At 37.2% G+C, this 22,637-nt stretch carries 17 protein-coding genes and 1 pseudogene; 7 read left to right on the forward strand and 11 right to left on the reverse strand.

The window, feature by feature from the left end; all coding sequences use genetic code 11:
- Window positions 1-20 precede the first annotated feature (20 nt).
- Entirely contained in the window at window positions 21-1,229 is a 1,209-nt protein-coding gene (locus SPK86_RS00675) for an NAD(P)/FAD-dependent oxidoreductase (RefSeq protein WP_284139319.1), read from the reverse strand.
- A gap of 624 nt (window positions 1,230-1,853) precedes the next feature.
- On the opposite strand from SPK86_RS00675, the gene uraA reads away from it, so the two are divergent.
- Both uraA and SPK86_RS00685 read left to right on the forward strand, forming a co-directional pair.
- The gene (gene uraA, locus SPK86_RS00680) at window positions 1,854-3,140 is read left to right on the forward strand and encodes a uracil permease (protein WP_284139320.1); all 1,287 of its coding nucleotides are present in this window, start codon (window positions 1,854-1,856) and stop codon (window positions 3,138-3,140) included.
- A 222-nt stretch (window positions 3,141-3,362) separates the two neighbouring features.
- Window positions 3,363-3,887, forward strand: coding sequence for a DinB family protein (locus SPK86_RS00685; RefSeq protein WP_284139321.1), 525 nt, complete (start codon window positions 3,363-3,365; stop codon window positions 3,885-3,887).
- A gap of 149 nt (window positions 3,888-4,036) precedes the next feature.
- On the opposite strand, the gene SPK86_RS00690 is transcribed toward SPK86_RS00685, so the two are convergent.
- From SPK86_RS00690 to SPK86_RS00710, 5 genes and pseudogenes are all read right to left on the reverse strand, one after another.
- Window positions 4,037-6,403, reverse strand: a complete 2,367-nt coding sequence (locus tag SPK86_RS00690) for a YhgE/Pip family protein (protein ID WP_284139322.1) — start codon at window positions 6,401-6,403, stop codon at window positions 4,037-4,039.
- A 101-nt stretch (window positions 6,404-6,504) separates the two neighbouring features.
- A complete protein-coding gene (locus SPK86_RS00695) occupies window positions 6,505-7,077 on the reverse strand; it encodes a TetR/AcrR family transcriptional regulator (protein WP_284139323.1) in 573 nt (190 codons plus the stop codon).
- A 114-nt stretch (window positions 7,078-7,191) separates the two neighbouring features.
- Window positions 7,192-8,616, reverse strand: coding sequence for a D-alanyl-D-alanine carboxypeptidase/D-alanyl-D-alanine endopeptidase (gene dacB / locus SPK86_RS00700; protein WP_284139324.1), 1,425 nt, complete (start codon window positions 8,614-8,616; stop codon window positions 7,192-7,194).
- Window positions 8,617-8,748: 132 nt separating this feature from the next.
- Window positions 8,749-10,323, reverse strand: a pseudogene (gene abc-f / locus SPK86_RS00705) (ribosomal protection-like ABC-F family protein).
- A 712-nt stretch (window positions 10,324-11,035) separates the two neighbouring features.
- Window positions 11,036-12,769 carry a methyl-accepting chemotaxis protein gene (locus tag SPK86_RS00710; protein WP_284139325.1) on the reverse strand — a complete coding sequence of 578 codons (1,734 nt, stop codon included), beginning with the start codon at window positions 12,767-12,769 and terminating at the stop codon, window positions 11,036-11,038.
- Window positions 12,770-13,026: 257 nt separating this feature from the next.
- Between SPK86_RS00710 and SPK86_RS00715 the strand changes: the two genes are divergently transcribed.
- From SPK86_RS00715 to SPK86_RS00725, 3 genes are all read left to right on the forward strand, one after another.
- Window positions 13,027-13,563, forward strand: coding sequence for a hypothetical protein (locus SPK86_RS00715; protein WP_284139326.1), 537 nt, complete (start codon window positions 13,027-13,029; stop codon window positions 13,561-13,563).
- Window positions 13,564-13,623: 60 nt separating this feature from the next.
- Window positions 13,624-15,189 (forward strand): flotillin family protein, encoded by a 1,566-nt coding sequence (locus SPK86_RS00720; RefSeq protein WP_284139327.1) that lies wholly within the window; start codon window positions 13,624-13,626, stop codon window positions 15,187-15,189.
- Window positions 15,190-15,465: 276 nt separating this feature from the next.
- Entirely contained in the window at window positions 15,466-16,134 is a 669-nt protein-coding gene (locus tag SPK86_RS00725) for an HAD family hydrolase (protein ID WP_284139328.1), read from the forward strand.
- 102 nt (window positions 16,135-16,236) lie between these two features.
- Here the strand turns inward: SPK86_RS00725 and SPK86_RS00730 are convergent, their stop codons facing one another.
- The 3 genes from SPK86_RS00730 to SPK86_RS00740 form a co-directional block, all read right to left on the reverse strand.
- Complete coding sequence (locus SPK86_RS00730; RefSeq protein ID WP_284139329.1) at window positions 16,237-17,649, reverse strand: DHA2 family efflux MFS transporter permease subunit; 1,413 nt, start codon at window positions 17,647-17,649, stop codon at window positions 16,237-16,239.
- A 214-nt stretch (window positions 17,650-17,863) separates the two neighbouring features.
- Window positions 17,864-18,817, reverse strand: coding sequence for a C45 family autoproteolytic acyltransferase/hydolase (locus SPK86_RS00735; RefSeq protein ID WP_284139330.1), 954 nt, complete (start codon window positions 18,815-18,817; stop codon window positions 17,864-17,866).
- Between the two features lie 161 nt (window positions 18,818-18,978).
- Window positions 18,979-19,284 (reverse strand): DUF378 domain-containing protein, encoded by a 306-nt coding sequence (locus SPK86_RS00740; protein WP_284139331.1) that lies wholly within the window; start codon window positions 19,282-19,284, stop codon window positions 18,979-18,981.
- Between the two features lie 338 nt (window positions 19,285-19,622).
- Between SPK86_RS00740 and SPK86_RS00745 the strand changes: the two genes are divergently transcribed.
- Together SPK86_RS00745 and splB are read left to right on the forward strand one after the other, a co-directional pair.
- Window positions 19,623-19,883 carry a transcriptional regulator SplA domain-containing protein gene (locus SPK86_RS00745; RefSeq protein ID WP_284139332.1) on the forward strand — a complete coding sequence of 87 codons (261 nt, stop codon included), beginning with the start codon at window positions 19,623-19,625 and terminating at the stop codon, window positions 19,881-19,883.
- Window positions 19,876-20,904 (forward strand): spore photoproduct lyase, encoded by a 1,029-nt coding sequence (gene splB, locus SPK86_RS00750; RefSeq protein WP_284139633.1) that lies wholly within the window; start codon window positions 19,876-19,878, stop codon window positions 20,902-20,904. Before SPK86_RS00745 ends, splB begins: the two co-directional genes overlap by 8 nt.
- Before the next feature lie 170 nt (window positions 20,905-21,074).
- On the opposite strand, the gene SPK86_RS00755 is transcribed toward splB, so the two are convergent.
- Complete coding sequence (locus SPK86_RS00755) at window positions 21,075-21,839, reverse strand: ATP-binding cassette domain-containing protein (RefSeq protein WP_330948462.1); 765 nt, start codon at window positions 21,837-21,839, stop codon at window positions 21,075-21,077.
- A gap of 21 nt (window positions 21,840-21,860) precedes the next feature.
- On the reverse strand, window positions 21,861-22,619 hold the full coding sequence (gene ssuC, locus SPK86_RS00760) for an aliphatic sulfonate ABC transporter permease SsuC (RefSeq protein ID WP_284139334.1): 759 nt from the start codon (window positions 22,617-22,619) through the stop codon (window positions 21,861-21,863).
- Window positions 22,620-22,637 lie beyond the last annotated feature (18 nt).

Consider the following 22,637-nt stretch of genomic DNA (forward strand, 5'->3'; position numbering starts at 1 on the left):
GAGCCGTGCACCATACAAGCTTAAAACGGACGAACTTTTCCTTTTTTCAAGAATAGCTTAGGTCCACCTAATAAGAATAAATAGCGATTGTCAACAACTTTCTTCATCGCTGCTGCTGGTTTTCCTGAGAGCTTTGTTCCAGATAACACGTTTCCTACACCATCGGTAATGCCCAATGATGCAACTGTTCCCTTATCATGGAATTCAAAGTTCTGTAAGGCTTCATGTCGAAGTAATGCTTTGATATTGCTTGCACACGTATCCGCATGTTGCATAGCTGCTTGCGCAGTTGGTGGATATGGACGACCTTCTTTTTCATTCATTACCCATGCACAATCACCCAGAATAAAGATGTTTTCTTCTTCTGGTGCTCTTAAATCACCATTAACAGTTACTTTTCCTCTTGTAAGTTCAAAACCGGATTTTGCAAGAATCGGATTTCCAGTAACCCCGCCCGTCCAAACAATTGTTCCAGCTTTAATCTCCTCACGGTCATCGCCAACAATAAATGCATCTTCTGTACATTCCTGGATTTTCGCATCTAAGCGGAATTCTACACCACGATGCTCTAACGATGTTTTCGCATATTCTACTAAGTCCTTTTCAAACATTGGTAAAATAGATGGAGCAGCTTCTACATTAATAATCCGCGCTTTACTACGATCAATATCATACTTCTTGCACAGCTGTGGTACCTTTTCAGCAAGCTCTCCAACAAATTCAATGCCAGTAAATCCAGCTCCACCGACTAAAATCGTTAAATCACTGTCATTCTTTTCTTCACTATTTTTATATTTTACAAACTGATATTCAATATGATCTCGAATTAATTGACATGAATCAATATCCTGGATGAAAAATGCATTTTCTTCCATTCCTTTAATACCGAATGTGTTCGTTACAAACCCAAGTGCGATAACAAGATAATCATATGTAATTTCACCATTTTCTAGAACAACACGATTATCTTCTTTTTCCACTTTTACAACGGAATCATAAATTAACCGAACTCGATTCGGGTTAATAACATCACTTATCATGATACGTGCTTGGTTATGATTAATCGTACCAGCAGCTACTTCATGAAGCCATGTTGTTTGATAATGATAATTGTGTTTATTAATTAACACAATTTCCGCTTCTTCTGGTGATAACTTTTGTGTTAAACGCTTCGTCGTCATCATCCCGGCATAGCCTGCCCCAAGGACGACAATTCTAGGTTTACTCATTTTTACATCCACCTTTCTGTTCTTAAGCAAATTGCTGATGAACTTCTCCCATCCTAAATTGCTTAATTTTCATTGCAAATAACCAACTTAAAACCTACTTGGAATTACATTTCCATAATATCAAAGTTTTTTTAAATAGGCTAATAATGTTTACTGTTTTTACCATAACCTCTTTTTATCTTTTATTGCTTTACATAGAATATCGATTCCATTATGTCCCATTCTTCATAATTATATGCTACCTTAAATTCACTTGGTTCAAGGAATCTATTAGAATGCTGTTTTAAGTCCTACCAACTCTCAGGAGAGTTATCGACTCCCCTTGCCTCCGCCTCATGAGTTTGATATGCATCGCTTACTGTAGGTTCCACGCGAAAAAATTTAACACAAACTAGAATGAATGTGCTATGATATATACAAGTTCATACGGTTACCTTTAAATCAGTCCTGTGAGACTGGCAAGGTGAGCAGACGAAGGTCTGCAAATTTATCAGCACAGATTGGACATTTATTGTTCCATTTATGTTGTATGAAAAAACCTTGCTATCTATTGGCAAGGTTTTTTTATGTTTCATCCTTAAACGGTAACATATGAACCTCAATAATAACGAGGGAGAGAATTGCATGAAACAGTATAAAGAAATTCAAGTAGATGAACGTTTACCATTTATTCAAAGCATTCCATTAAGTATTCAGCACTTATTCGCCATGTTTGGTTCAACTGTCCTAGTTCCAGTGCTTTTTGGCATAAATCCTGCAACTATTCTACTTATGAATGGATTAGGCACACTCTTTTATCTATTTATTACAAAAGGGAAAATCCCAGCCTATCTTGGCTCGAGCTTCGCTTTCATATCACCTGTATTTGTTGTGTTAAGTCACTATGCAGGTGGGGAAGGTTATGGCTATGCACTTGCAGGGTTCTTTGTCGTTGGTGTTGTACTCACCATTGTCGGTTTAATTGTTAAAGTAGCAGGAACTAGTTGGATTGATGTATTGTTTCCACCAGCTGCCATGGGAGCAATCGTTGCTGTCATTGGTTTAGAAATTGTGCCAGTTGCTGCAGAAATGGCAGGCTTGATTGCACCAGCTGATGCGGCTGCGGACTGGGCAATCGATTCAAAGGTTGTAATGGTTTCCATGCTCACCCTTGCCATAACAATTATAAGCTGGGTTACTATGCGTGGTTTCTTAAAAATTATTCCGATATTAATTGGTATTGTTTCTGGTTATATAATTGCATTTGCAGCAGGTTTAGTAGATTTAACAACGGTATCTGAAGCAGCGTGGATTTCAGTCCCTGATTTTTACCAAATGAAATTCGATTGGTCTGCGATTTTAATTATTCTACCTGCCGCATTAGTTATCATTCCAGAGCATATAGGTCACTTATTTGTTACAAGTAACATTGTCAAACGTGATTTAGCAAAGGATCCTGGTCTTGATCGCTCCCTTTTAGGAAATGGACTGTCCACCATGGTTTCTAGCTTTTTTGGTTCGACTCCAAACACAACCTATGGTGAAAACATTGGTGTATTAGCAATAACAAGAGTATATTCTACATGGATTATTGGTGGGGCTGCTGTACTCGCGATCTTCCTTTCTTTCTGTGGAAAGCTTGCAGCATTAATTTCATCGATTCCCACCGCTGTAATGGGAGGAATCTCGCTATTATTATTCGGTATTATAGCAGCGAGTGGAATTCGAATGCTCGTGGAAGCAAAGGTAGATTATAGCCACTCCCAAAACCTTATCTTAACGTGTGTTGTACTTGTTATTGGAATAAGTGGAGCAACAATAAGCTTAGGGGGAAATGTTGAACTAAAAGGTATGGGACTCGCAACAATTGTAGCTATTTTTCTTAGCATGTTCTTTAAACTTCTTGATTTACTTAAGCTATCCAATGAATAGGGAAAAAAAGATGTCCATATGGGCATCTTTTTTGTAGATATGTGTTTAGAAAATATTGCATAGTGAATAACTCCATAGGTATTTCCTACTGTTTTTTTACATTTCCCAACTTTCTTTACACGTTATTTTTCTAAATATGGTATAATTTTGATAATTAGAATAATATTACGTAATCGCATGTGATTAGTCGAATCGGAGGACTGAATACAGGAGGATCAATTCATGAAAACAACCCGTGACTTAGTCGATGAATTATCACAATTTAATGTATGGGTAAAATCTTTAGAGCATATGAGTGATACGCATTTTTTCACTCCAATAAAAAAAGACAAATGGTCTACAGCAGAAATCATTTGTCATATTACCTTCTGGGATATTTATATTATCGAAGAAATATTACCATTTATGAAAAATGATGCATCCATTCAAAGTATTTCTTTTGATATTTTAAATAAGAAAGCGGCAGAATATGCAAACTCAGGTGTTACAAAAAGTGAATTAATTGATCACCAGCTTTGTGCACGAACACAGCTAGTCTCTGTATTAAAACGAAAAAACGAAGAAGACTTTCACGCGTCCTTCACAATAAACGGGGATACAATCGATCCTTTTTCTGGGCTTCCACATACAATGTTCAATTATTTTTGGAGCTTTGTTTGGCATGATAATCATCATAAAAAGCAAATCGAGTTGTTTATAGAAGAAAAACAAAGCAAAGTTCGTCTAAACAACAGTACAAGTTCATAAGCAACCTTATTACTTTTAATTTGTATAACGCTCCCCGCATAGTTTTTTTAGTGAAGGAATCAGTAATACTATCCCTTCTAATTGTGTAGCTTCGAACTTTTCATATTATAAAAATCGACACTCTCCATTTTTAAGAGAGTGTCGACTTTTTATTGCAATGCTTCATTACCATTTGGATTCTTCTTAGTTTTATAGGTGAAATACACTATTGTTAGCATAGCAAACGTAAAAAGATAGCAAGCTAATATACCGATATTATGCCACATAAAGGAGAAATCTCCACTTGATATCACTGCTTTAAACGCTTGAACGGAGTATGTCATAGGTAGCAGTGCGTTTATAGGCTGTAACATGTTTGGTATCAATTCCAATGGAAATGTTCCGGCACTTGTTGTTAGCTGGAGGATTAAAAGCACAATGGCAATAAATCTTCCGGGATCACCTAATGTGGTTACTAAAAATTGGATTAACACGATAAACACAAGACTCGTAATTATAGTTGTCACAATAAATAATGGTACACTCTTCACTTCTATATCAAGACCGAGAAGAAGAACAGCATCGACTAGCAAAGCTTGCAGTATTCCTACAATACTTAACACACCAAACTTCCCAATAAACCATGTGATTCCACTTTGAGCCTGTATAGCTGGTTCTTTTATCTGATAAACAATCGTTATTAATAATGCGCCAACAAATAATCCTAATGAAACAAAATATGGTGCAAATCCGGTACCATAGTTTGGCACATGGTTTATTTCATTTTTGTCTAAAGCAACTGGATTACTAAACATCTCATACGTGTCATCATCCGCTTTAACCGAACTTGCTTCATCTGCTGCATCATCTAGCTTTTGATGAAGCTCATTTGTTCCTTTTTGTAAATCGGTTGCCCCATGATCAAGTGCGACAGAACCTTCTGCTAGTTTTTGGGAGCCGTCATTCATTTTTTGAGCGCCATTAGATATATCATGCATCCCATCATCTAAATCGGTAGCTCCTTTTTCAAGCTGCTTTACCGCCCCATTTGCTTGCACAAGCTTATTCTGGAACTGCTGCATGCTGTCAACGAATTGCTGTTGGCCATTATTTAGCTTATCTGCACCTGCTGCAAGTTCATTTGACCCGCCTGCTAATTTCGTAATGCCATCCAGTAGCGTGCTTTGTCCATCATTAACTTGTTCAAGACCTTGTAGTAATTCGTTAAATGTTGGATCAACTGCTTGTTGGATTTGCATTTCCATATTATTAGCTGTTGCTGCAAATTGATTATTTACTTCTTCCTTAAAAGGTACAAATCCTGCTTGAAGTCCTTTATCAATTTCTTGTTTTAATTGTGCTTCAAGCTGTTTTTGACTTGGTGTATTATTCGCCACTTGCTCTTGTAATGCTTGAATAACTTGTGGATCAACATTACTTTGCTTTAGCGCTTGAAAAAGCTGCGTCATCTGTGCTTCCTGCTGTTGTGATAGTTGCGCTGCGATTTCTCGTGAAAGCCCTTCGCCAAGCCTGCTCTGTAGTTGATCAAGCCCTTGGCTCATTGCACCAGCACTTGCATCTGATTTTTCACCTATTGCATTCGCCATTTCTTTAGGAAGTTTGTTTTGAAATGCGCGTAAGCCTTCCTCTATCTGCTTTGTAGCGTCAACAAGGGAAGGTATTTTTTCTTCCATTTGACTTGCCCCAGCTTGGATGTCGGTAATTCCATTCGTTAGCGTTCCTGTTCCAACTTGGAGTTCCGTTGATGCGTTCAACAGCTTTTCATTAGCTTCTGTAAACTGCTCTATTGCTGTAGAAAAGTCTGTCATCCCTGTTGCTAACAAATTGGCTCCCTTCATTGCTTTGTTTGTTCCTTGTTGAAATTCTATCGCTTTTGCTGCGAAATGTGCTAGATTTTCTTTTAACGATTGTGTACCATTTTGTAGTGTTTCTGCCCCTTCATTTAAGCTCCCACTTCCATCACTTGCCTTCGTAAGCCCATCTGACATTTCGTGTACACGATCAAACATCGTTTCCGCATACGTTGCCGAAATTTCATTCGCAATCGCTGTTTTAATTTCCTTTACTGCAGTTTCACCAATTTGTGCGGAAAGAAAATTATAGCTCTCATTTGGAACATACTTTAATTCCAACTGTTTTGGTGCTTCATCCATTAATGTTGTTGCATTCTGAGAGAAATCAGCAGGAATTTCAACGAGCATGTAATATTCTTGTTTCTCTAAACCCTTATACCCTTTCTCTCGTGTTCTAAAGTGAAATTGAAATTCGTTGTTATCCTTTAACTTATCAACAAGTTCATTTCCTAAGACTAATCTTTCTCCTTCTAGTGTTGCACCAGCATCTTCATTGACGACTGCAACTGGTAGTTTGTCGAGTTGTGAATACGGGTCCCAAAACGACCATAAAAACATACCAGCATATAAAATAGGTACAAAAATTACTCCAACAATCGGTACCCACACTTTTTTGTTGGAAAAAATTTGCTTCCATTCAGAAATGAATAATGACTTTTTCATACTTTCTTCCCTTCCCTCAATCATTAACGTTTTACTCATTTAGCCATTTATTTATGACTGTTTTATTCATTTGGTCATTTTTTGAAAAAAATCAAGGATCATCATTGTGATAATCCTTCGAACAAATATAATTTAAATAGCTTTGATATTTCATCCTTATTAAATGGCTCATGAAATTGCTCCCAATCGACAATTAATGAAATGTAGAGCTTTAACATGACAAAGGCCGTAACCTCCGGATTACAATGCTTGATTTCTCCTTTATCGATTGCCCGTTGGACAATCTCCTTAATATAACCAACAATAGCCGCTTCTAACTGTTGAACCACCTCTGAAACCGCTGGAGTTCCCATCTCTTTTTCCTCTTGTAGCAGTTTAATCGTAAGCTGGTGATCCTTTCTAAATTCCAGTAAGCTATATAAAGCCCGATCGGCATTTTCATGGAAGGAGCTATTCTCATCAATAACCGCTTCAGCCGCGGCTTTCATTTCTCTAATGAGTGATGCGATAATATCTCCGAACAATTCTTCTTTATTTTTATAAAATGTATAAATTGTTCCTTTGCCAACTCCTGCTAATTTTGCAACCTGATCCATTGTTGTTGCTTTATAACCGAATAAGGAGAACGACTTTGTAGCTGCTTCGACGATTTGTTTTTTTCGGTCAATTGCCATTTGCCTCACCCTAACCTTTTGCCCGAAATGACTAAATGAGTATTTTGGTCATTATTACAATATAAAAATAATAGCATGATTTAACATGTTTTACAACCACTTTTTAAAGGATTTTTATTCTTTACTCGTTAACACAGTATTTGCTTCAATAATAGTTACGAGTTGATCAATAATAGCTGGTCCTTCTTCTTCATCTAATAAATTGTTCAACATTATTGAAAAAATAAGCTCTTCACCCTCCTTTGTCCACATGTAGCCTGATAATGTACTAACACCTTGAATGGTTCCGGTTTTTGCTTTCACCATTTCAAGTCCTTCCATTCTATCACGTAATGTTCCTCCCACCATTCGATCAATCTCTCCGGCAATCGGCAAGGACTGAAGAAACACCGGATACCAAGCTTGATTTTGAACCTGGTATAGTAGATAACTAATTTCATTTGGAGGAATCATAGTTGCATTCGAAATTCCGGAACCATCACGCAAGAGGCAGGAGGAAATTGATAAGCCTAACGCTTCCATTTCTGACCGAAGCACCGCTAACCCATACTCCCAGTTCCCGACTCCAAGAACTAGCTTCCCCATTTCCTTTACGAATATTTCCGCATGATTGTTATTGCTTAGTTTCATAAAGGGGATGAATAGCTCCCTTAAAGGCATCGACCATTTCGTATACACAGTTATTACATACGATGGCGTGATGTCACTTCTTAATGTGCCAGTAAACGAAATATTTTGTGCGTCAAGTGCATTTTTAAAAACATGTAATGCATAATAGGTTGGTTCCCAAACAGCTACCCACTCTTGTACCGGTTCATGATCAATTGGAATCATACCCTTAATAATGATGCGATTACTTCCATGCTCTCGTTCTATTACGATTTCTCCGTCATCACTAGCAGAGGTAGTGATCGAATGGTTCACAATTTCTATCATGTCAACATTCGGTTCTAATAAGACAATCGTATCTTCTCCACATTTCTTTCCAGGTTGTACTTTTACAATAACTGTACCTGCATCATAATCTCTATCTGGTGATACGGTTAACGCAGAAATTTGCGATCCATAATAAAAATGCTCATCACTCCATATTAAATCAGGTGATAAACGAATGGAATCAAACCATGAATCATCACCAATAATATCTCCCTCTATCTTATGAATGCCTTGCTCGACAAGCTTTAAAGCAAACAAAGTAAAATCATCTGGAAGTAATGTTGGATCACCTTTTCCTTGTAAATAAATATTTCCATACAATGTATCACCTCGAATTTCGCCATCAAAAGATAACACGGTTGAAAAGCGATATCCTTCTCCTAAAACGGATAATGCAGCCGCGCCTGTTAACAGCTTCATATTAGAGGCAGGATGAAATCGCGTACTGCCCATTTTTTCATAAATAATCGCTCCTGTATCTGCTGAACGGATACTAATCCCAGATAATGCACCGGTTAGTTTTGTTTCTTTTGTTAAATACGTATAAATTTCTTTAGTTAACGAAAAACCCATGCCGTTACGATTGCTTTTCTCATCATTCATCTTCTTCCTCCTAACGAAAGCATTGATAACTTATTTACATAAAGTTCAACAGAATTCATTAAAATCCTTTATTTGCATACAAATTCATATAATAAAAAGATATTCCTTACGAACCTCTTTTTTGTCGCCTTGCTATTTGTCTTTTTGCAGTCCTTTTTTTTCCCATAGTAATTGTTGAAGCCTTTCTTCTAATTTTGAATCAGGTTGTATGCTCAAGCGACTAATGATTTCAGTTATTTCTGTTTCCAAAATCAATAAGCGTTCGCTATGATTCGAAGTCTTCTTGCTAGTCATTTGCTGTTGATACATACTGAAATTGCCATCAAATAGCTCCATTTCCTCATTCTTTATGATGAGTAGTTGTGTTGCAATATGATGAATAAATCGACGGTCATGAGAGACGAAAATAACCGTGCCCTGATACTCTTTTAGCAACGATTCAAGTTCCTTTATGGCGAAAACATCCAAAAAGTTTGATGGTTCATCAAGGACAAGTGTATTAATGTCACTTAAAAAAATTTTAGCAAAAGCTGTCTTTACTCGTTCTCCGCCACTTAATAGTTGTACCGGTTTATACACATCCTCGCCAAAAAACTGCAATCGGGCTAAAACAGTGCGAATTAATGCTTCCACTTGGGAAGATGTTTGTTGCACATTTTCTATAATCGTTTTCGTCTCATCTAAAACATCGATATTTTGACTAAAATAGCCTATTTTCACAGCGTTGGAAACGTTAATTCCTTCCACCCTGGCACATAGGTTTTTTATAAATGTCGTTTTTCCAGTACCATTTCCTCCAAGTATCGCCAGTTTCGTTCCGGCACGTATATGAAAAGTAGTTGGCTTCCACAACAATCGTTCTTTTATTTTTCCTGTTAATTCATTTACTCGAATAATAACACGATTCCCCAATTCATCTGCTTTTACAATATTCATTTTTAATGGAGGGACTTCATCCACTTTGTCTACTTTATGCAATTGCTCCATTCTCGTTTTGATGGCATTGGCAGTTGCATCTAACTTTTTTTGTTTTTTTGCAAAATAAGGCTTCGTTCCCATTTGTTTCGCATCGGAATCAGTTTTTTTATTTGGATTTTTAGTTGCTCTCGCTGCTTTCTTCTTCTTTAATTCAATCGCTCTTTCAAGTTCTTTCTTTTTTTTCACATAATGATCATAATCACTTTCCTGCTGCCTTATTTTCAGTGCTCTTGCTTCCTCGTAATTGCTATAATTTCCTTTATATTCGACTACTGTTCCGTTTTCCACCTCCCAAATTTTGTTACATAACGCATCGAGAAAATCACGATCATGTGAAACAATGACAATACTCTCAATCCACCGTCTTAAATCTTTTTCTAACCTTTCAATATGCTACGTATCTAGATTCGTTGTTGGTTCATCAAGTAACAATAATTCCGGTCGATGAACATACGCAGCATTTAAGTATTCCTGTGTTAGTTCCCCACCACTTTTAAAAGAAGAATTTCGTTTTAATTGTGGAACTAACCGGACCGAGGAAGCAGTTACAACCTCGCCTTTTGCTGGTTTAATCTTTCCCGCTAAAATGTTTACAAGCGAAGTTTTTCCGCTACCATTTCTGCCGACAACGCCAATTACATCTCCTTTATTCATTTGTAATTGTTCGACTTGCAGCAATTCCCTTCCTTGTATTTCGTATACGATATCCGTTGCAGTTATAATGACCATTCCATCCGCTCCTATCTGTACAATTAAAAAATCCTGTTCACAAGGAACAGGAAAAAGACTTATACCGAGAATGGACTACGCATGAAATCATTCTGGGCAAACTTAATCCTATCCCTCGCAAACCGAAACCTTTGCTTACTAAATAAACAGAGAGACCCCCTGTTCAGTAAGCAACCATTCGATTCAACGTAAAAAATAGGATTAATTTTTCATCTGCCCATGATCATCCTTTCCGCTTATATTATGTTCATTATAAAGTTAATATAGGGTTATCGCAACATTGTTAGCGAAGATTCTGAATTCCTTCTATAAAAGAACTTAATCACTAATTTGAAAAACACAAGAGGATCAAACAAAACAAACGTATGTAGATCAAAATCCGAATAATTTCATTGCAGCTTGAAAATGGGTTCGATCTCCCCGGGCACGTCCTCAGCAAACTAAGAAAAAGAAAGTTTGCTTTTCCGAGTGGATTTTTCGACGTACAGGAATTATTAGCGCAGACATTGTCACAGGCCGTAGCGGTTTTAGTCTGCGTTCCCTGTTGCTGATCCCTTAAGACGAGGAATGCTACATTAGCGACTCATTGCACCAGAAAAAGCGCATCTCTTTTTCAAGGAATCTCACCCATCTCAACTGCTCAATAATTTTATTTCATTATATTTTGTTCGGATTTTTCGGATGAAAAATTGTTTTGTCCAGCCTCTTGATTTTACAGTTTAAATTTCTTTAATAAAGTATTTAATTGCATAGATAGCTTTGCTAATTCCTCAGAGCTTTGTGTTATTTCCTCCATTGAACTGCTCGTTTGCTGTGAGGATGCCGATGCTTCTTCTACACCAGCCGTAGATTCCTCAGATATAGCTGCAATCTCTTCAATAGATCCATTCATCTCTAACGATTCATCAACAATTTCTGATAAATTCTTTGTGACCAACTGAATATTACTCGCCATCTCATTTACAAACATCGAGATTCCTTGGAACGTTTCATTTGTTGATTTTATTTGACTTGAACCTTTTTCTACCTCATCATAGCCGTGCTGTAATGAAGCCGCTACACTTCCTGACTCCTCCTGAATCGTTTTCACAATCCCCGTTATATCTCCAACCGATGCAGATACTTGTTCAGCAAGTTTTCTTACTTCATCAGCAACAACAGCAAATCCTCTGCCTTGTTCTCCTGCTCTTGCTGCTTCAATTGCTGCATTTAAGGCAAGTAGATTTGTCTGTTCTGCAATATCCTTGATTACGTTTACGAGCTGTGAAATCTGCTTTGATTGCTCGTCTAGGCCTTGCATTTTATGAACTGCTTCTTTCACAATCCCATCAATAATAGCCATCTGCGCTGTTGAATCTTTCATCAATTTACTTCCATCGTTCGTCATTGTCTTTATTTCATTTGATGCCAGTGCAACAAGCTCACCATTTTGATTAGAATCCTGAACTTTAATAGAAAAATTCCCCATTGCTGCAGAAAGCTCACTTGCTCGGTTTGCTTGTGTTTCAGAACCAGATGCCAATTGCTGCATCGTTACTGCAATTTGCTCTGACCCTTCTTTTACTTCGTTTGCCGACTGTGTTAATTCATTACTATGACTACGAACTGTTTCAGATACAAATGCAACTTCCTTTAATATATTTCGTAAGTTCTCTCCTACCTTATTAATCGAGGTTGCAAGTCTACCAATTTCATCTTTTCCTTCATAGTTAATAGGTTCAACAAGCAAATCTCCATTAGCAATCTGATCACTAGCATGAACGACTTGATTTAAATTTCGTGACACAATACGACTAATAATTATTAGACTAATCACACCAATTACGATGGAAGCAATAAGAAAAACAATTTGTGTTGTATACGTATAATTTTGCTCCTGCTTCGCCCCTGCTACTGCCTGTTCACGTTCTTTATTTATCGCAGCTGTGAGCTCATCAAGCATAGCAACATTTTCTTCTCTTATATCTCCTGCCTGCTTTACATAAGATAATGCAGATGCTGCATTTCCATTTGCAACAGCGCCTTGTACATAATTCTCAAATACTCGGTTAATTTCCATGTCATTATCAAAAACAACCGCAAGCTTCTCTTGTTGCGCTTGATTCTCTATTTGTGCTGTTATACGTTCCTTTAATTCATTAAATTCCTTGCTATGTGCATCAAATTTCTCAATATATTGTGAATCACCCTCGTGAAAATAACTAATGATATAAAGTCCTTTTGCACGCGTCAATGAGCCTAGCTCCATAATATCTACTGCTTGATTACTTTTTTCATCAACTGTATTTATGCCTTTTCCTACATTGGCAATTAAGAAAGATACCGCTAAAGCAGAGCCGCTAAAAAGGATAATCGTCATCAGAAAAACGAAGCCGTATTTCCAGCCAATCGAAATATTTTTAAACCGTGGTTTAAAACGTGGTTTGAACCGTAGTTTTTTTAGCATACATTTCCCTCCGTTTTGTTATGTAATAAAGCTATCATTCCTTCTCTTATATCGGCTTCCTTTTTATACAATTCAAGTGTAATTATTGAAGAAATAAGTAACCTATCTTTTTATTTCTGAAAACCCCTTTCTTTTCGTTTCTAACCTAATAAATCCGCCAAAACGAATGCTTTACACTGAAAATTCCTTTTATTGAAACTTTTCTTAATTGGAATCGTAATATAGGTATCTTACTTCTTCATAAAGGATGGGTGCATATGACGCTTTTTGGATTACCGATGGAAACAATCTATTTTTATTTGCTAATCCTGTTTGGATTTCTAACGATTATCTATTTATTCTTTGGAGATGTTATTGAAGGTATTGGTGGGGCAAGCGGATTCCTGAATCCTGCACTTTTCTTAGCTTTTGTTATCTTTTTTTCTGTTAATGGCTATATATTCGAAAGAGTTACTTCTATTAATAGTTTTATTATTTTAGCTATATCTATCGGAATCGCAATAATACTCAGTACTATACTAAATGTGTTTGTACTTATCCCGTTATCCAATGCGGAGGGTTCATTAAGCTATACAGAGGACTCATTAATCGGCAGAGTAGGAAAGATCATCATTCCTATTCCTGAGGATGGGTATGGAGAAATATTTATTGAAAGTAACAGTGGAATGATTTCAAAACCAGCAGCAAGTATGGATAAGGTTTCCATTCAAGAAGGGACGCATGTACTCGTTTTAGAAATAACAAATGGTGTGCTTTATGTTGTCCCATATGAAGATAAGCTCAGATCTGTTTAAATATACCCTTCCAATCGGAAGTGTAATTTAATTAATAAATAGATACAAGGGGGAAAAGAAATGTTTGAAGGTATTTGGATTGTAATCGGTATAGCAATTGTATTCTTACTAGCATTAATTGGGCTCTTCATCTCAAAATACCGAACTGCCGGACCAGACGAAGCACTCATTGTAACAGGAAGCTATCTAGGTGGGAAAAATGTCCACCTTGATGATTCAGGGAATAAGATTAAAATCATTCGTGGGGGAGGAGCCTTTGTCCTTCCGGTATTTCAACAAGCATCACCGCTAAGTTTACTATCTAGCAAGCTTGATGTCACATCACCAGAGGTATATACAGAGCAAGGTGTACCAGTTGCAGCAGATGGAACAGCAATTATTAAAATAGGTGGTTCAATTGGCGAAATTGCAACAGCAGCAGAGCAGTTCCTCGGAAAATCAAAGGAAGACCGTGAAAATGAAGCAAAAGAAGTATTGGAAGGTCATCTTCGCTCTATTCTTGGATCGATGACTGTTGAAGAAATATATAAAAATAGAGATAAGTTTTCCCAAGAGGTTCAACGTGTTGCATCACAAGATTTGGCCAAAATGGGCTTAATTATCGTCTCATTCACAATAAAAGATGTCCAAGATAAAAATGGATACTTAGAATCACTTGGTAAACCAAGAATTGCCCAAGTAAAGCGTGATGCTGATATCGCAACTGCTGACGCAGAGAAAGAAACACGAATAAAACAGGCTGAAGCAGCGAAAGAAGCAAAAAAAGCCGAGCTCGAGCGAGCGACGGAAATTGCCGAAGCTGAAAAAGAAAACCAGTTAAAAACCGCGGAATATCGTAGAGAGCAGGACATTGCAAAAGCTCGGGCTGACCAAGCCTATGACTTAGAAACTGCACGTGCGCATCAAGAGGTAACCGAGCAACAAATGCAGGTAAAAATTATCGAGCGCCAAAAGCAGATTGAATTAGAAGAGAAAGAGATCCTCCGTCGTGAAAGACAATATGATTCAGAGGTTAAAAAGAAAGCAGATGCAGATCGTTACGCTGTGGAACAAGCAGCTGTCGCTGAAAAAGCAAAACAAATTGCTGATGCTGATGCAAATAAATACCGCATCGAAGCAGAAGCAAAAGCGGAAGCAGAAAAGGTTCGTATCGACGGGATTGCTAAAGCCGATGCAGAACGAGCACAAGGTGAATCACAAGCAGAAATTATCCGCTTAAAAGGATTAGCGGAAGCAGAGGCCAAGCGTAAAATCGCAGAAGCATTTGAACAATACGGTGAAGCGGCAGTCCTCGATATGGTAATGAAAATGCTACCTGATTACGCAAAGCAAGTCGCAAGTCCATTATCCAATATAGATAAGATCACAGTAGTTGATACTGGCGGAAATAGTGCAGAAGGTGGAGCAAATAAGGTGACAGGGTACGCTACCAATCTTATGTCTACACTTCAAGAATCATTAAAAGCCTCCTCTGGAATTGATGTGAAAGAATTATTAGAAAATATTTCTGGAAAAAATCGCTTTCTGGATATAGAGCAAAACGATCGTTCACTTTCCTTCCAAAATCACAGAGAAAGCACAGAGCAAATGGTAGCAACAAAAACAGAAGATGAAGAACAAGGATAAAGCAATCTACTTCTAAATTTTGAAGCTGTGCCAAAATACTTATAACTTTTGAAAGTCCGAACTGATTCATTTTTATGCTGAATCATAGTTCGGATTTCTTCTTGTGACCATTTTGTGCCTATACTTAAAATAGTATTATAAACATCGTTATGTTGAAACAAATATTTTCATAGAAAAAATTAATCACTCCAATTATTAATGGATTAAATCTTTCAAAAAAGGTAAAATTTAAAGATAGATTTGCGCATTAGGATAATACAGTTTTTTCAGGAGGTTATGATGGCTTTAAGATATAAATGTTTAATCCTAGACCACGATGATACTGGCGTAAAAAGTACACCTGATATACACTATCCATCATTTGTAGAGGCTTTGAAAGATTTGCGACCGAATGATAAGCCTATTACACTAGAAGATTTTGTTCGATATTGTTTTAATCCTGGCTTTTCTTCTCTGTGTAGGAACATCCTTAAATTCACAGAAGCAGAACAAGCACATCAGCAAGCAATATGGAGAAAATATACAGAATCAACTGTGCCAGATTTTTATGAATTGTTTATAGAGACTGTTCAACAATTTAAAAAACAAGGTGGAATTGTAACGGTCGTTTCTCATTCTGAAAAGGATCGAATTAAAAGGGATTATGCTATTCATTGTGGGTTTGTTCCAGACGCAATTTTTGGTTGGGAACTTCCTGAACCTCAGCGAAAACCACATCCATATCCGATAAAAGAAATATTAAAACGCTTTAATCTTCTAGAAACGGAAGCCTTAATGGTTGACGATTTAAAGCCAGGACTGGAAATGGCAAAAAGTTGTAAAGTGGACTTTGCTGCTGCAGGTTGGTCACACAGTATACCCGAGATCAAGAAAGAAATGAAATCAGATTCCGACTATTACTTTGAAACCGTAGAACAATTTCAACATTTTTTATTCCGTACATAACTTAAAGCAAGTAAGAGAGACTTATTTAGAAAAAATGTTAAAAAGAGAGCCACATCCATTATTTTCGATGTGGCTCTCTTTCAATAGAGTCTGTTACCAGCATTATGCGTTTTTCATATTCGGTTTTCGATCCTTTATAAAGAAGGCTAAAATAAAGGCAACGATTGACAACATACCAGCTACACCAAAGGATACATTCACACCATGAATCATACCATTCATCCCTTCACTTGGTATTGCATGATTCGTCATCAAGGTAACAAGAAGTGCTGTCCCTACTGCACCAGCCACTTGTCGCATTGTATTATTCATCGCTGTTCCATGTGGAATAAGCTTCGAGTTCAATTGATTTAAACCGGCAGTTGTTACTGGCATCATTACCATCGCAATGCCGAACATTCTAACTGCATTTACAATAGCAAGATACAAAAATGTTGTCTCGACAGAAAGTAGCGAAAACATAAATGTTGTTATTGTTACAATTAGCATTCCAATAATCGCCAACCATCTTGCACCAAAGCGGTCAAATAAACGGCCCGTGATTGGATTCATAATCCCCATTAGCACAGCACCGGGCATTAGCATTAAGCCTGATTCTAGCGCACTAAATCCAAGCATATCCTGCATAAATATTGGTAATACAACTGCCGCACCAATCATCGCTAAAAAGGAAATCATTCCTAATGCAGTAGTTAATGTAAACATCTTATTCTGGAAAACACGAAATTCTAATATTGGTGTCTCTAATTTTAACTGCCTTAATATAAACAAAACTAAGGAAATTGCCCCAACTATTAATGAAAGGATAACGTGAGAACTACTCCACCCATGACTACCTGCAGTACTAAAACCATAAAGCAAGCCACCAAAACCAAATGTGGAGAGGATAATCGAAATAACATCGACTTTAGGAAATGTACGCTTCGTCACATTTTTCAAAATGAAAAAGGCAACAATTAAATCAATAATTACAATAGGCAAAACTACATAAAACAGTGCTCGCCATGGATAATGCTCTACAATCCAACCAGAAAGTGTCGGTCCAATTGCGGGTGCAAAGGCAATGACCATGCCGAACATCCCCATTGCTGAACCGCGTTTTTCAATTGGAAAGATAAGAAATAAAATGGTTTGCATTAATGGCATCATAATACCAGCACCAGATGCCTGTAGAATTCTTCCTATCATTAAAAATGTAAAATCAGGTGCAATTGCACACACCAATGTTCCAAGTCCAAAAAGTCCCATTGCCGATAAAAAAAGCCCTCTTGTCGTAAATCGTTCGATCAAGAATGCTGTAATTGGAATCATTATCCCATTTACAAGTAAAAATACAGATTGAAGCCATTGGACGACACTTGGCTCTAAATTCAAATCTCTCATAATGTGCGGAATAGCAGTAACGAGTAAGGTTTGATTTAGTATTGCTACAAAAGCCCCTGAAATCAATACAAGCATGATAGGTACCTTGTTCACTTTCGGTGCAGACTGATTTTGGGCTTTATCGTTAGCCATATTTATCCTTCTTTCTCTATAAAGTTACTCTTCTCAAAATATTTTATTAATTGTTAGTTACGAAAAGTTATTCTAACATACTATCACTGGAAAAAAAAGCTCTAATTTCTTCAATAGAAATAGTAAGCCATCCAAATTGTGGATGAGAGTTTACATCGTCTATAAAGTTACCATATCTTTTTATATAACTAAGTCCTTTGTTAATCATATGATTTTAAAGGGTAAATGATTTCGTTTCACCAGTCATATTCGTTCGGATCACCTGTGCAACTTTTGGAAGATAAGTTATTGTATACAAGGTACCGAAAAAAGCGTCATAATCTTTATAAAAAACTGGGGAATCGGTATTAGCAAACCATTCATGTACTTCTTCGGCCGAAGGAATGTACTCCCAATTTTTAATCGCTTCCACCCTTTTTTGTGAAGAATCATGATTCGCTCGATTATATGGTTGCAAATCCTGTGCATAAAACATATTCGTACCTATCAAATAATTAGTGTTCCGATGAACATATTGAATCGATGGAGCAGCTTCTACGATTGCCATACTCCCATGCCTATCCAACAAAGAATAATTATAGCTAGCAGCATGCGGCAACTTTCCTAAAAGTTCAATTGCTTCTTCTGTCGTGGTACATGTTTCTAAAACTATTCGCGTAATCGTACTACATAAAAAGCCTTTCTTATATGTATTGTTATTTACAAAATGCAGTCCAATTATTAATCCATTTTCATTCATCCCGTCTAATCTTCCCAACAACAGCTGTGAATGACCACATAACATACGGCCGTCTACAGGATGTTGAACCATAAATATGTTATCAAACAACTGTGGGCTAAAATCATAATTTCGAACGTAATAGTCTTGCGTACAAAAACTGGTACAACCCATTCCTTCAAGCTTTGGCATATCATAGCCTGCAAAGAGTCTTAATCCCGATTCATTGGAAATTTTTAGTCCATCGCTTATTCCAGCAATCTCATCTAATAATTGTGGACACCATTCCGTGAGTTTTTCTCTAATTTCATGTGAATCCTGCTGAAAATTATATTGTTTAATCAAAGCTAACACCTGTTGGAAATGCAGCGATTTCCCTGCTTCTTCCCCTATCTTTTTTCCTATTTCATAATAACTCCCATCTAATTCGAGAAGCTTGTTATGTATCATACACCCCACTCCTTTATTAAATAAACTACCCCTAATCAACTATAACACATGGTAGGTTAAATAAAGTTAATTTTCAATTAATTAATCGTGTTATCCTTCTTTAATGTCAAAGAAAAAACCATGCATATCTTTTCATATGCATGGCGAATCATGTAATTCGATTAATCCCGATTTGGCTTGTCCGTATTAGAAAAATCCGGGTCCTCTCCAAACTCAGTTCCATACTGTAAATTCCCTGTATTTACAGTACGATCGGTTACGTCATCTTCTTCACCAAGCGGGGCGAATAACAAAGAAATACAAACCAAACCGCTTAACCCAACAAGCGCATAAATGACTCTTGATAAAGCTGCAGTCTGTCCTCCAAAAATGGCGGCAACTAAATCAAAATTGAAAAAACCAATTAGACCCCAGTTAATTGCACCGATGATGACCAAAGCTAATGCGATACGTTGCAGTGTTTGCATGATGCATCCACCTCCTTCCCATAAGCTATTCCTTGCAAGAAGCCTTCACTTCTAATTGAATCTAACTTGCATTCCTCCAGCACTGGACACGGCAATAATGGTACAAAACAAACTTCGATAACGTATACGATAAGCCATTTCGTGAACAAGCTCTCTTCTCATTGAAAATAATCCTTCTGCAAGTATGATTCAATGATATCTTTTACAACTTATTGTAAATTCATACGAAAAAATTTCGTTTTTAAAAGGGGTTTTAGTTATCCGTAATACACAGCATAAAATAATCGCTTAAAAGCATAATAAAAAGATATTAAACAAAGAAAAGGTGGAACAATACGATGGTAAATGAAACATTCTCTGCTGGTGAAATTGTATATGTAATTATTCGAAATCCACATGTCCAAGGAGTAGCAAATGTCCAGCAAGCGGCGATTGTGGAGAATCCCGAACAAAGAGGACAACTTGCCTTATTTGTCTATGAAACCTATTATCCTTTGTCAGATGAATTTGCTATTTTTAAATCAGAGGAAGAAGCAGAAAATGCTTATCAAGAAGCCTTTAGTGGTGCAGTGATGGATGATGGTGATTTGTATGGTTAAACCTTTCATTCCCCAGCTTGTATATATTGAACCAAAAGCATTAGATTATCCGCTCGGCAATCAGCTTCTGAAAAAATTCGAGGAAATGGGAGTGGAAATCAAACAAACAACATCCCATAATCAAATCCGTAATTTTCCTGGTGAAAATCATTTTCAGAAATATCGACTAGCTAAATCAACATTAGTAATTGGTATTCGAAAGACACTTCAATTTGATTCATCGAAGCCATCCGCAGAATACGCCATTCCCTTTGCTACTGGTTGTATGGGGCACTGTCATTATTGTTACTTACAAACTACAATGGGAAGTAAGCCGTATATCCGAACCTATGTTAATGTGGAAGAAATACTAGATGCAGCGGAAGGATATATGAAAGAGCGCGCTCCAGAAATCACTCGGTTTGAAGCTTCTTGTACGTCAGATATTGTAGGTATAGATCATTTAACCCATACATTAAAGCACGCGATCGAATATTTTGGACAATCGGAGCATGGTCAACTGCGCTTCGTAACAAAGTTTGCACATGTAGATCATCTTCTAGATGCAAAACATAATGGCAGAACTCGGTTTCGCTTTAGTATTAATGACGATTACATTATTAAATATTTTGAACCAGGCACCTCAAGATTACATGAAAGAATCGAAGCAGCTGTTAAGGTGGCAGAGGCTGGATACCCACTTGGATTTATCGTTGCACCGATTTATTTACATGAGGGCTGGGAACAAGGATATCTCGAAATGTTTGAGAAACTTGAAGCAGCACTTCCTAGCTTCGCCAAGAAGGATTTAACATTCGAGCTTATTCAACATCGCTTTACAAAACCAGCAAAACGAGTCATTCAAGAAAATTATCCAATGACAAAGCTTGAGCTTGATGAATCAAAAAGAAAATGGAAGTGGGGTCGATATGGAATTGGTAAATACGTGTATCCGACAGACCAACAAGAGCAAATTAAACTAACACTCGGTAACTATCTGAAGTCATATTTCCCCGAGGCAAGAATGGAATATTTCACGTAATCCCCTATCCTTATCACTATGTTTACCTAATTTGAAAAAATCCACCTCGCCTTCGATGAATTTGAACATTCCTCTTCAAATAAATACAAATTAAAAAGCAATTGTTTCTATCTGTTTTCAATCATAGAGACAACTGCTTTTTATATCTTTGAAATTATTTTTATCCTTATTTAATTTACCGCCTGACTCTGAAGTGGATTCGGAAGCGGTTTCCGTCCTAATATTCGATTCAAAATCATTTCCGTGTACATACCAAACGCCTGTTGTGTACGTAGTCTAGGTCGTGGAAGATTAATCTCTTGATTCAGCTTTATCGTTCCATCTTCAATTAATAGTACGCGATCTGCTATCGCAACCGCTTCTTCTACATCATGTGTCACTAATACTGCTGTAAATTTATTTTTCCTCCATAACCGCTCAATTAGCTCCTGCATTTCAATTCGTGTTAATGCATCAAGTGCACCAAGCGGTTCATCTAGTAATAGAAGCTTGGGATCGTGCACTAACGCTCGTGCTAAGGCGACACGTTGTTGCTGTCCCCCTGATAATTTATTCGGCCAGTCTTTCATACGCTCTGCAAGTCCTACACTATCTAATGCCTCCAAAGCCTTTTCTTCTTTCCCTTTCCCAAGTCCAATTGCTACATTTTCAATTACTGTCTTCCATGGAAGTAAACGCCCATCCTGAAACATGATACGGGCCTTTTTGTTAAAGGACCGTAGAGGTTGTTCTCGAACGGAAACATTTCCAGAGTCATACGTTTCTAATCCTGCAATAATACGAAGTAATGTACTCTTTCCGCAGCCACTCTTCCCTACAATCGCAATAAACTCGCCTTCATTAATCGATAAATTAATCCTTTTCAATACATTTCTATTATCAAATGCTTTATCCACATGATCTAGCCGGATAAACGCGTTATTGTTACTAACCATCTCCTTCTTCCCCACCTCTCTTTACGTATTCCACTGCAACAATTTCCCCTCAAAATATTTCGCAATCACATCTGAAAGCTTACCAAATAATGCATACAGTAAAATACTCAGTACAATAATATCCATTTGCATAAACTCACGGGCATTCATGGCCATATACCCAATTCCCGATCGGGTTGAAATCGTTTCTGCCACAATTAATGTAAGCCACATAACCCCCAATGAAAAACGAACACCGACAAGAATGGAAGCCATCGCTCCAGGTAAAATAACATGCATAAACAAGGAGCGTCCTTTTAATCCATAGGCTTTACCCATTTCTATTAGGCCTTTATCCACTGATTTAATGCCATGATACGTATTAATATAAATCGGAAACATGACCCCTAATGAAACGAGAAAGATTTTCGAAAATTCATCAATGCCAAACCATAGAATAACGAGTGGAATTAAGGCTAAATGTGGGATATTACGTAGCATTTGTACCGATGTATCAAACAAAAGCTCTGATATTCTAGAAATACCATTAAAAATACCGAGTAAAAAGCCAATGCCACCACCAATCAAAAACCCAGCTAAAGCACGCCAAAGGCTAATTGAAACATGCTCAAACAGCTCCCCTGTGCCAATCAGTTCAACTGCTGCCTGTAAAACCGCTCCAGGTGACGGAAGTATTCTAACTGGGATGACTCCAATCATCGATAAAAGCTGCCAACAACATACTAATAATATGGGAACGATCCAAGGAGTTATTTTTAAAAATTTCCTGCTTCCTTGCAATCGAATCGACCTCCCTTT

Origin of the sequence: Virgibacillus sp. MG-45 (assembly GCF_036409425.1) — a bacterium.
Lineage (GTDB): Bacteria > Bacillota > Bacilli > Bacillales > Amphibacillaceae > LDC-1.

What these genes read in the sequence shown, in the direction of transcription:
- SPK86_RS00690 (WP_284139322.1), bottom strand. Translation starts at nt 6,403, where the DNA reads ATGAAAAAGTCATTATTCATTTCTGAATGGAAGCAAATTTTTTCCAAC.
- splB (WP_284139633.1), top strand. Translation starts at nt 19,876, where the DNA reads ATGGTTAAACCTTTCATTCCCCAGCTTGTATATATTGAACCAAAAGCA.
- SPK86_RS00715 (WP_284139326.1), top strand. Translation starts at nt 13,027, where the DNA reads ATGACGCTTTTTGGATTACCGATGGAAACAATCTATTTTTATTTGCTA.
- SPK86_RS00755 (WP_330948462.1), bottom strand. Translation starts at nt 21,839, where the DNA reads ATGGTTAGTAACAATAACGCGTTTATCCGGCTAGATCATGTGGATAAA.
- SPK86_RS00720 (WP_284139327.1), top strand. Translation starts at nt 13,624, where the DNA reads ATGTTTGAAGGTATTTGGATTGTAATCGGTATAGCAATTGTATTCTTA.
- uraA (WP_284139320.1), top strand. Translation starts at nt 1,854, where the DNA reads ATGAAACAGTATAAAGAAATTCAAGTAGATGAACGTTTACCATTTATT.
- SPK86_RS00710 (WP_284139325.1), bottom strand. Translation starts at nt 12,769, where the DNA reads ATGCTAAAAAAACTACGGTTCAAACCACGTTTTAAACCACGGTTTAAA.
- SPK86_RS00740 (WP_284139331.1), bottom strand. Translation starts at nt 19,284, where the DNA reads ATGCAAACACTGCAACGTATCGCATTAGCTTTGGTCATCATCGGTGCA.
- SPK86_RS00725 (WP_284139328.1), top strand. Translation starts at nt 15,466, where the DNA reads ATGATGGCTTTAAGATATAAATGTTTAATCCTAGACCACGATGATACT.
- SPK86_RS00695 (WP_284139323.1), bottom strand. Translation starts at nt 7,077, where the DNA reads ATGGCAATTGACCGAAAAAAACAAATCGTCGAAGCAGCTACAAAGTCG.
- SPK86_RS00675 (WP_284139319.1), bottom strand. Translation starts at nt 1,229, where the DNA reads ATGAGTAAACCTAGAATTGTCGTCCTTGGGGCAGGCTATGCCGGGATG.
- SPK86_RS00730 (WP_284139329.1), bottom strand. Translation starts at nt 17,649, where the DNA reads ATGGCTAACGATAAAGCCCAAAATCAGTCTGCACCGAAAGTGAACAAG.
- dacB (WP_284139324.1), bottom strand. Translation starts at nt 8,616, where the DNA reads ATGAATGATGAGAAAAGCAATCGTAACGGCATGGGTTTTTCGTTAACT.
- SPK86_RS00685 (WP_284139321.1), top strand. Translation starts at nt 3,363, where the DNA reads ATGAAAACAACCCGTGACTTAGTCGATGAATTATCACAATTTAATGTA.
- SPK86_RS00745 (WP_284139332.1), top strand. Translation starts at nt 19,623, where the DNA reads ATGGTAAATGAAACATTCTCTGCTGGTGAAATTGTATATGTAATTATT.
- SPK86_RS00735 (WP_284139330.1), bottom strand. Translation starts at nt 18,817, where the DNA reads ATGATACATAACAAGCTTCTCGAATTAGATGGGAGTTATTATGAAATA.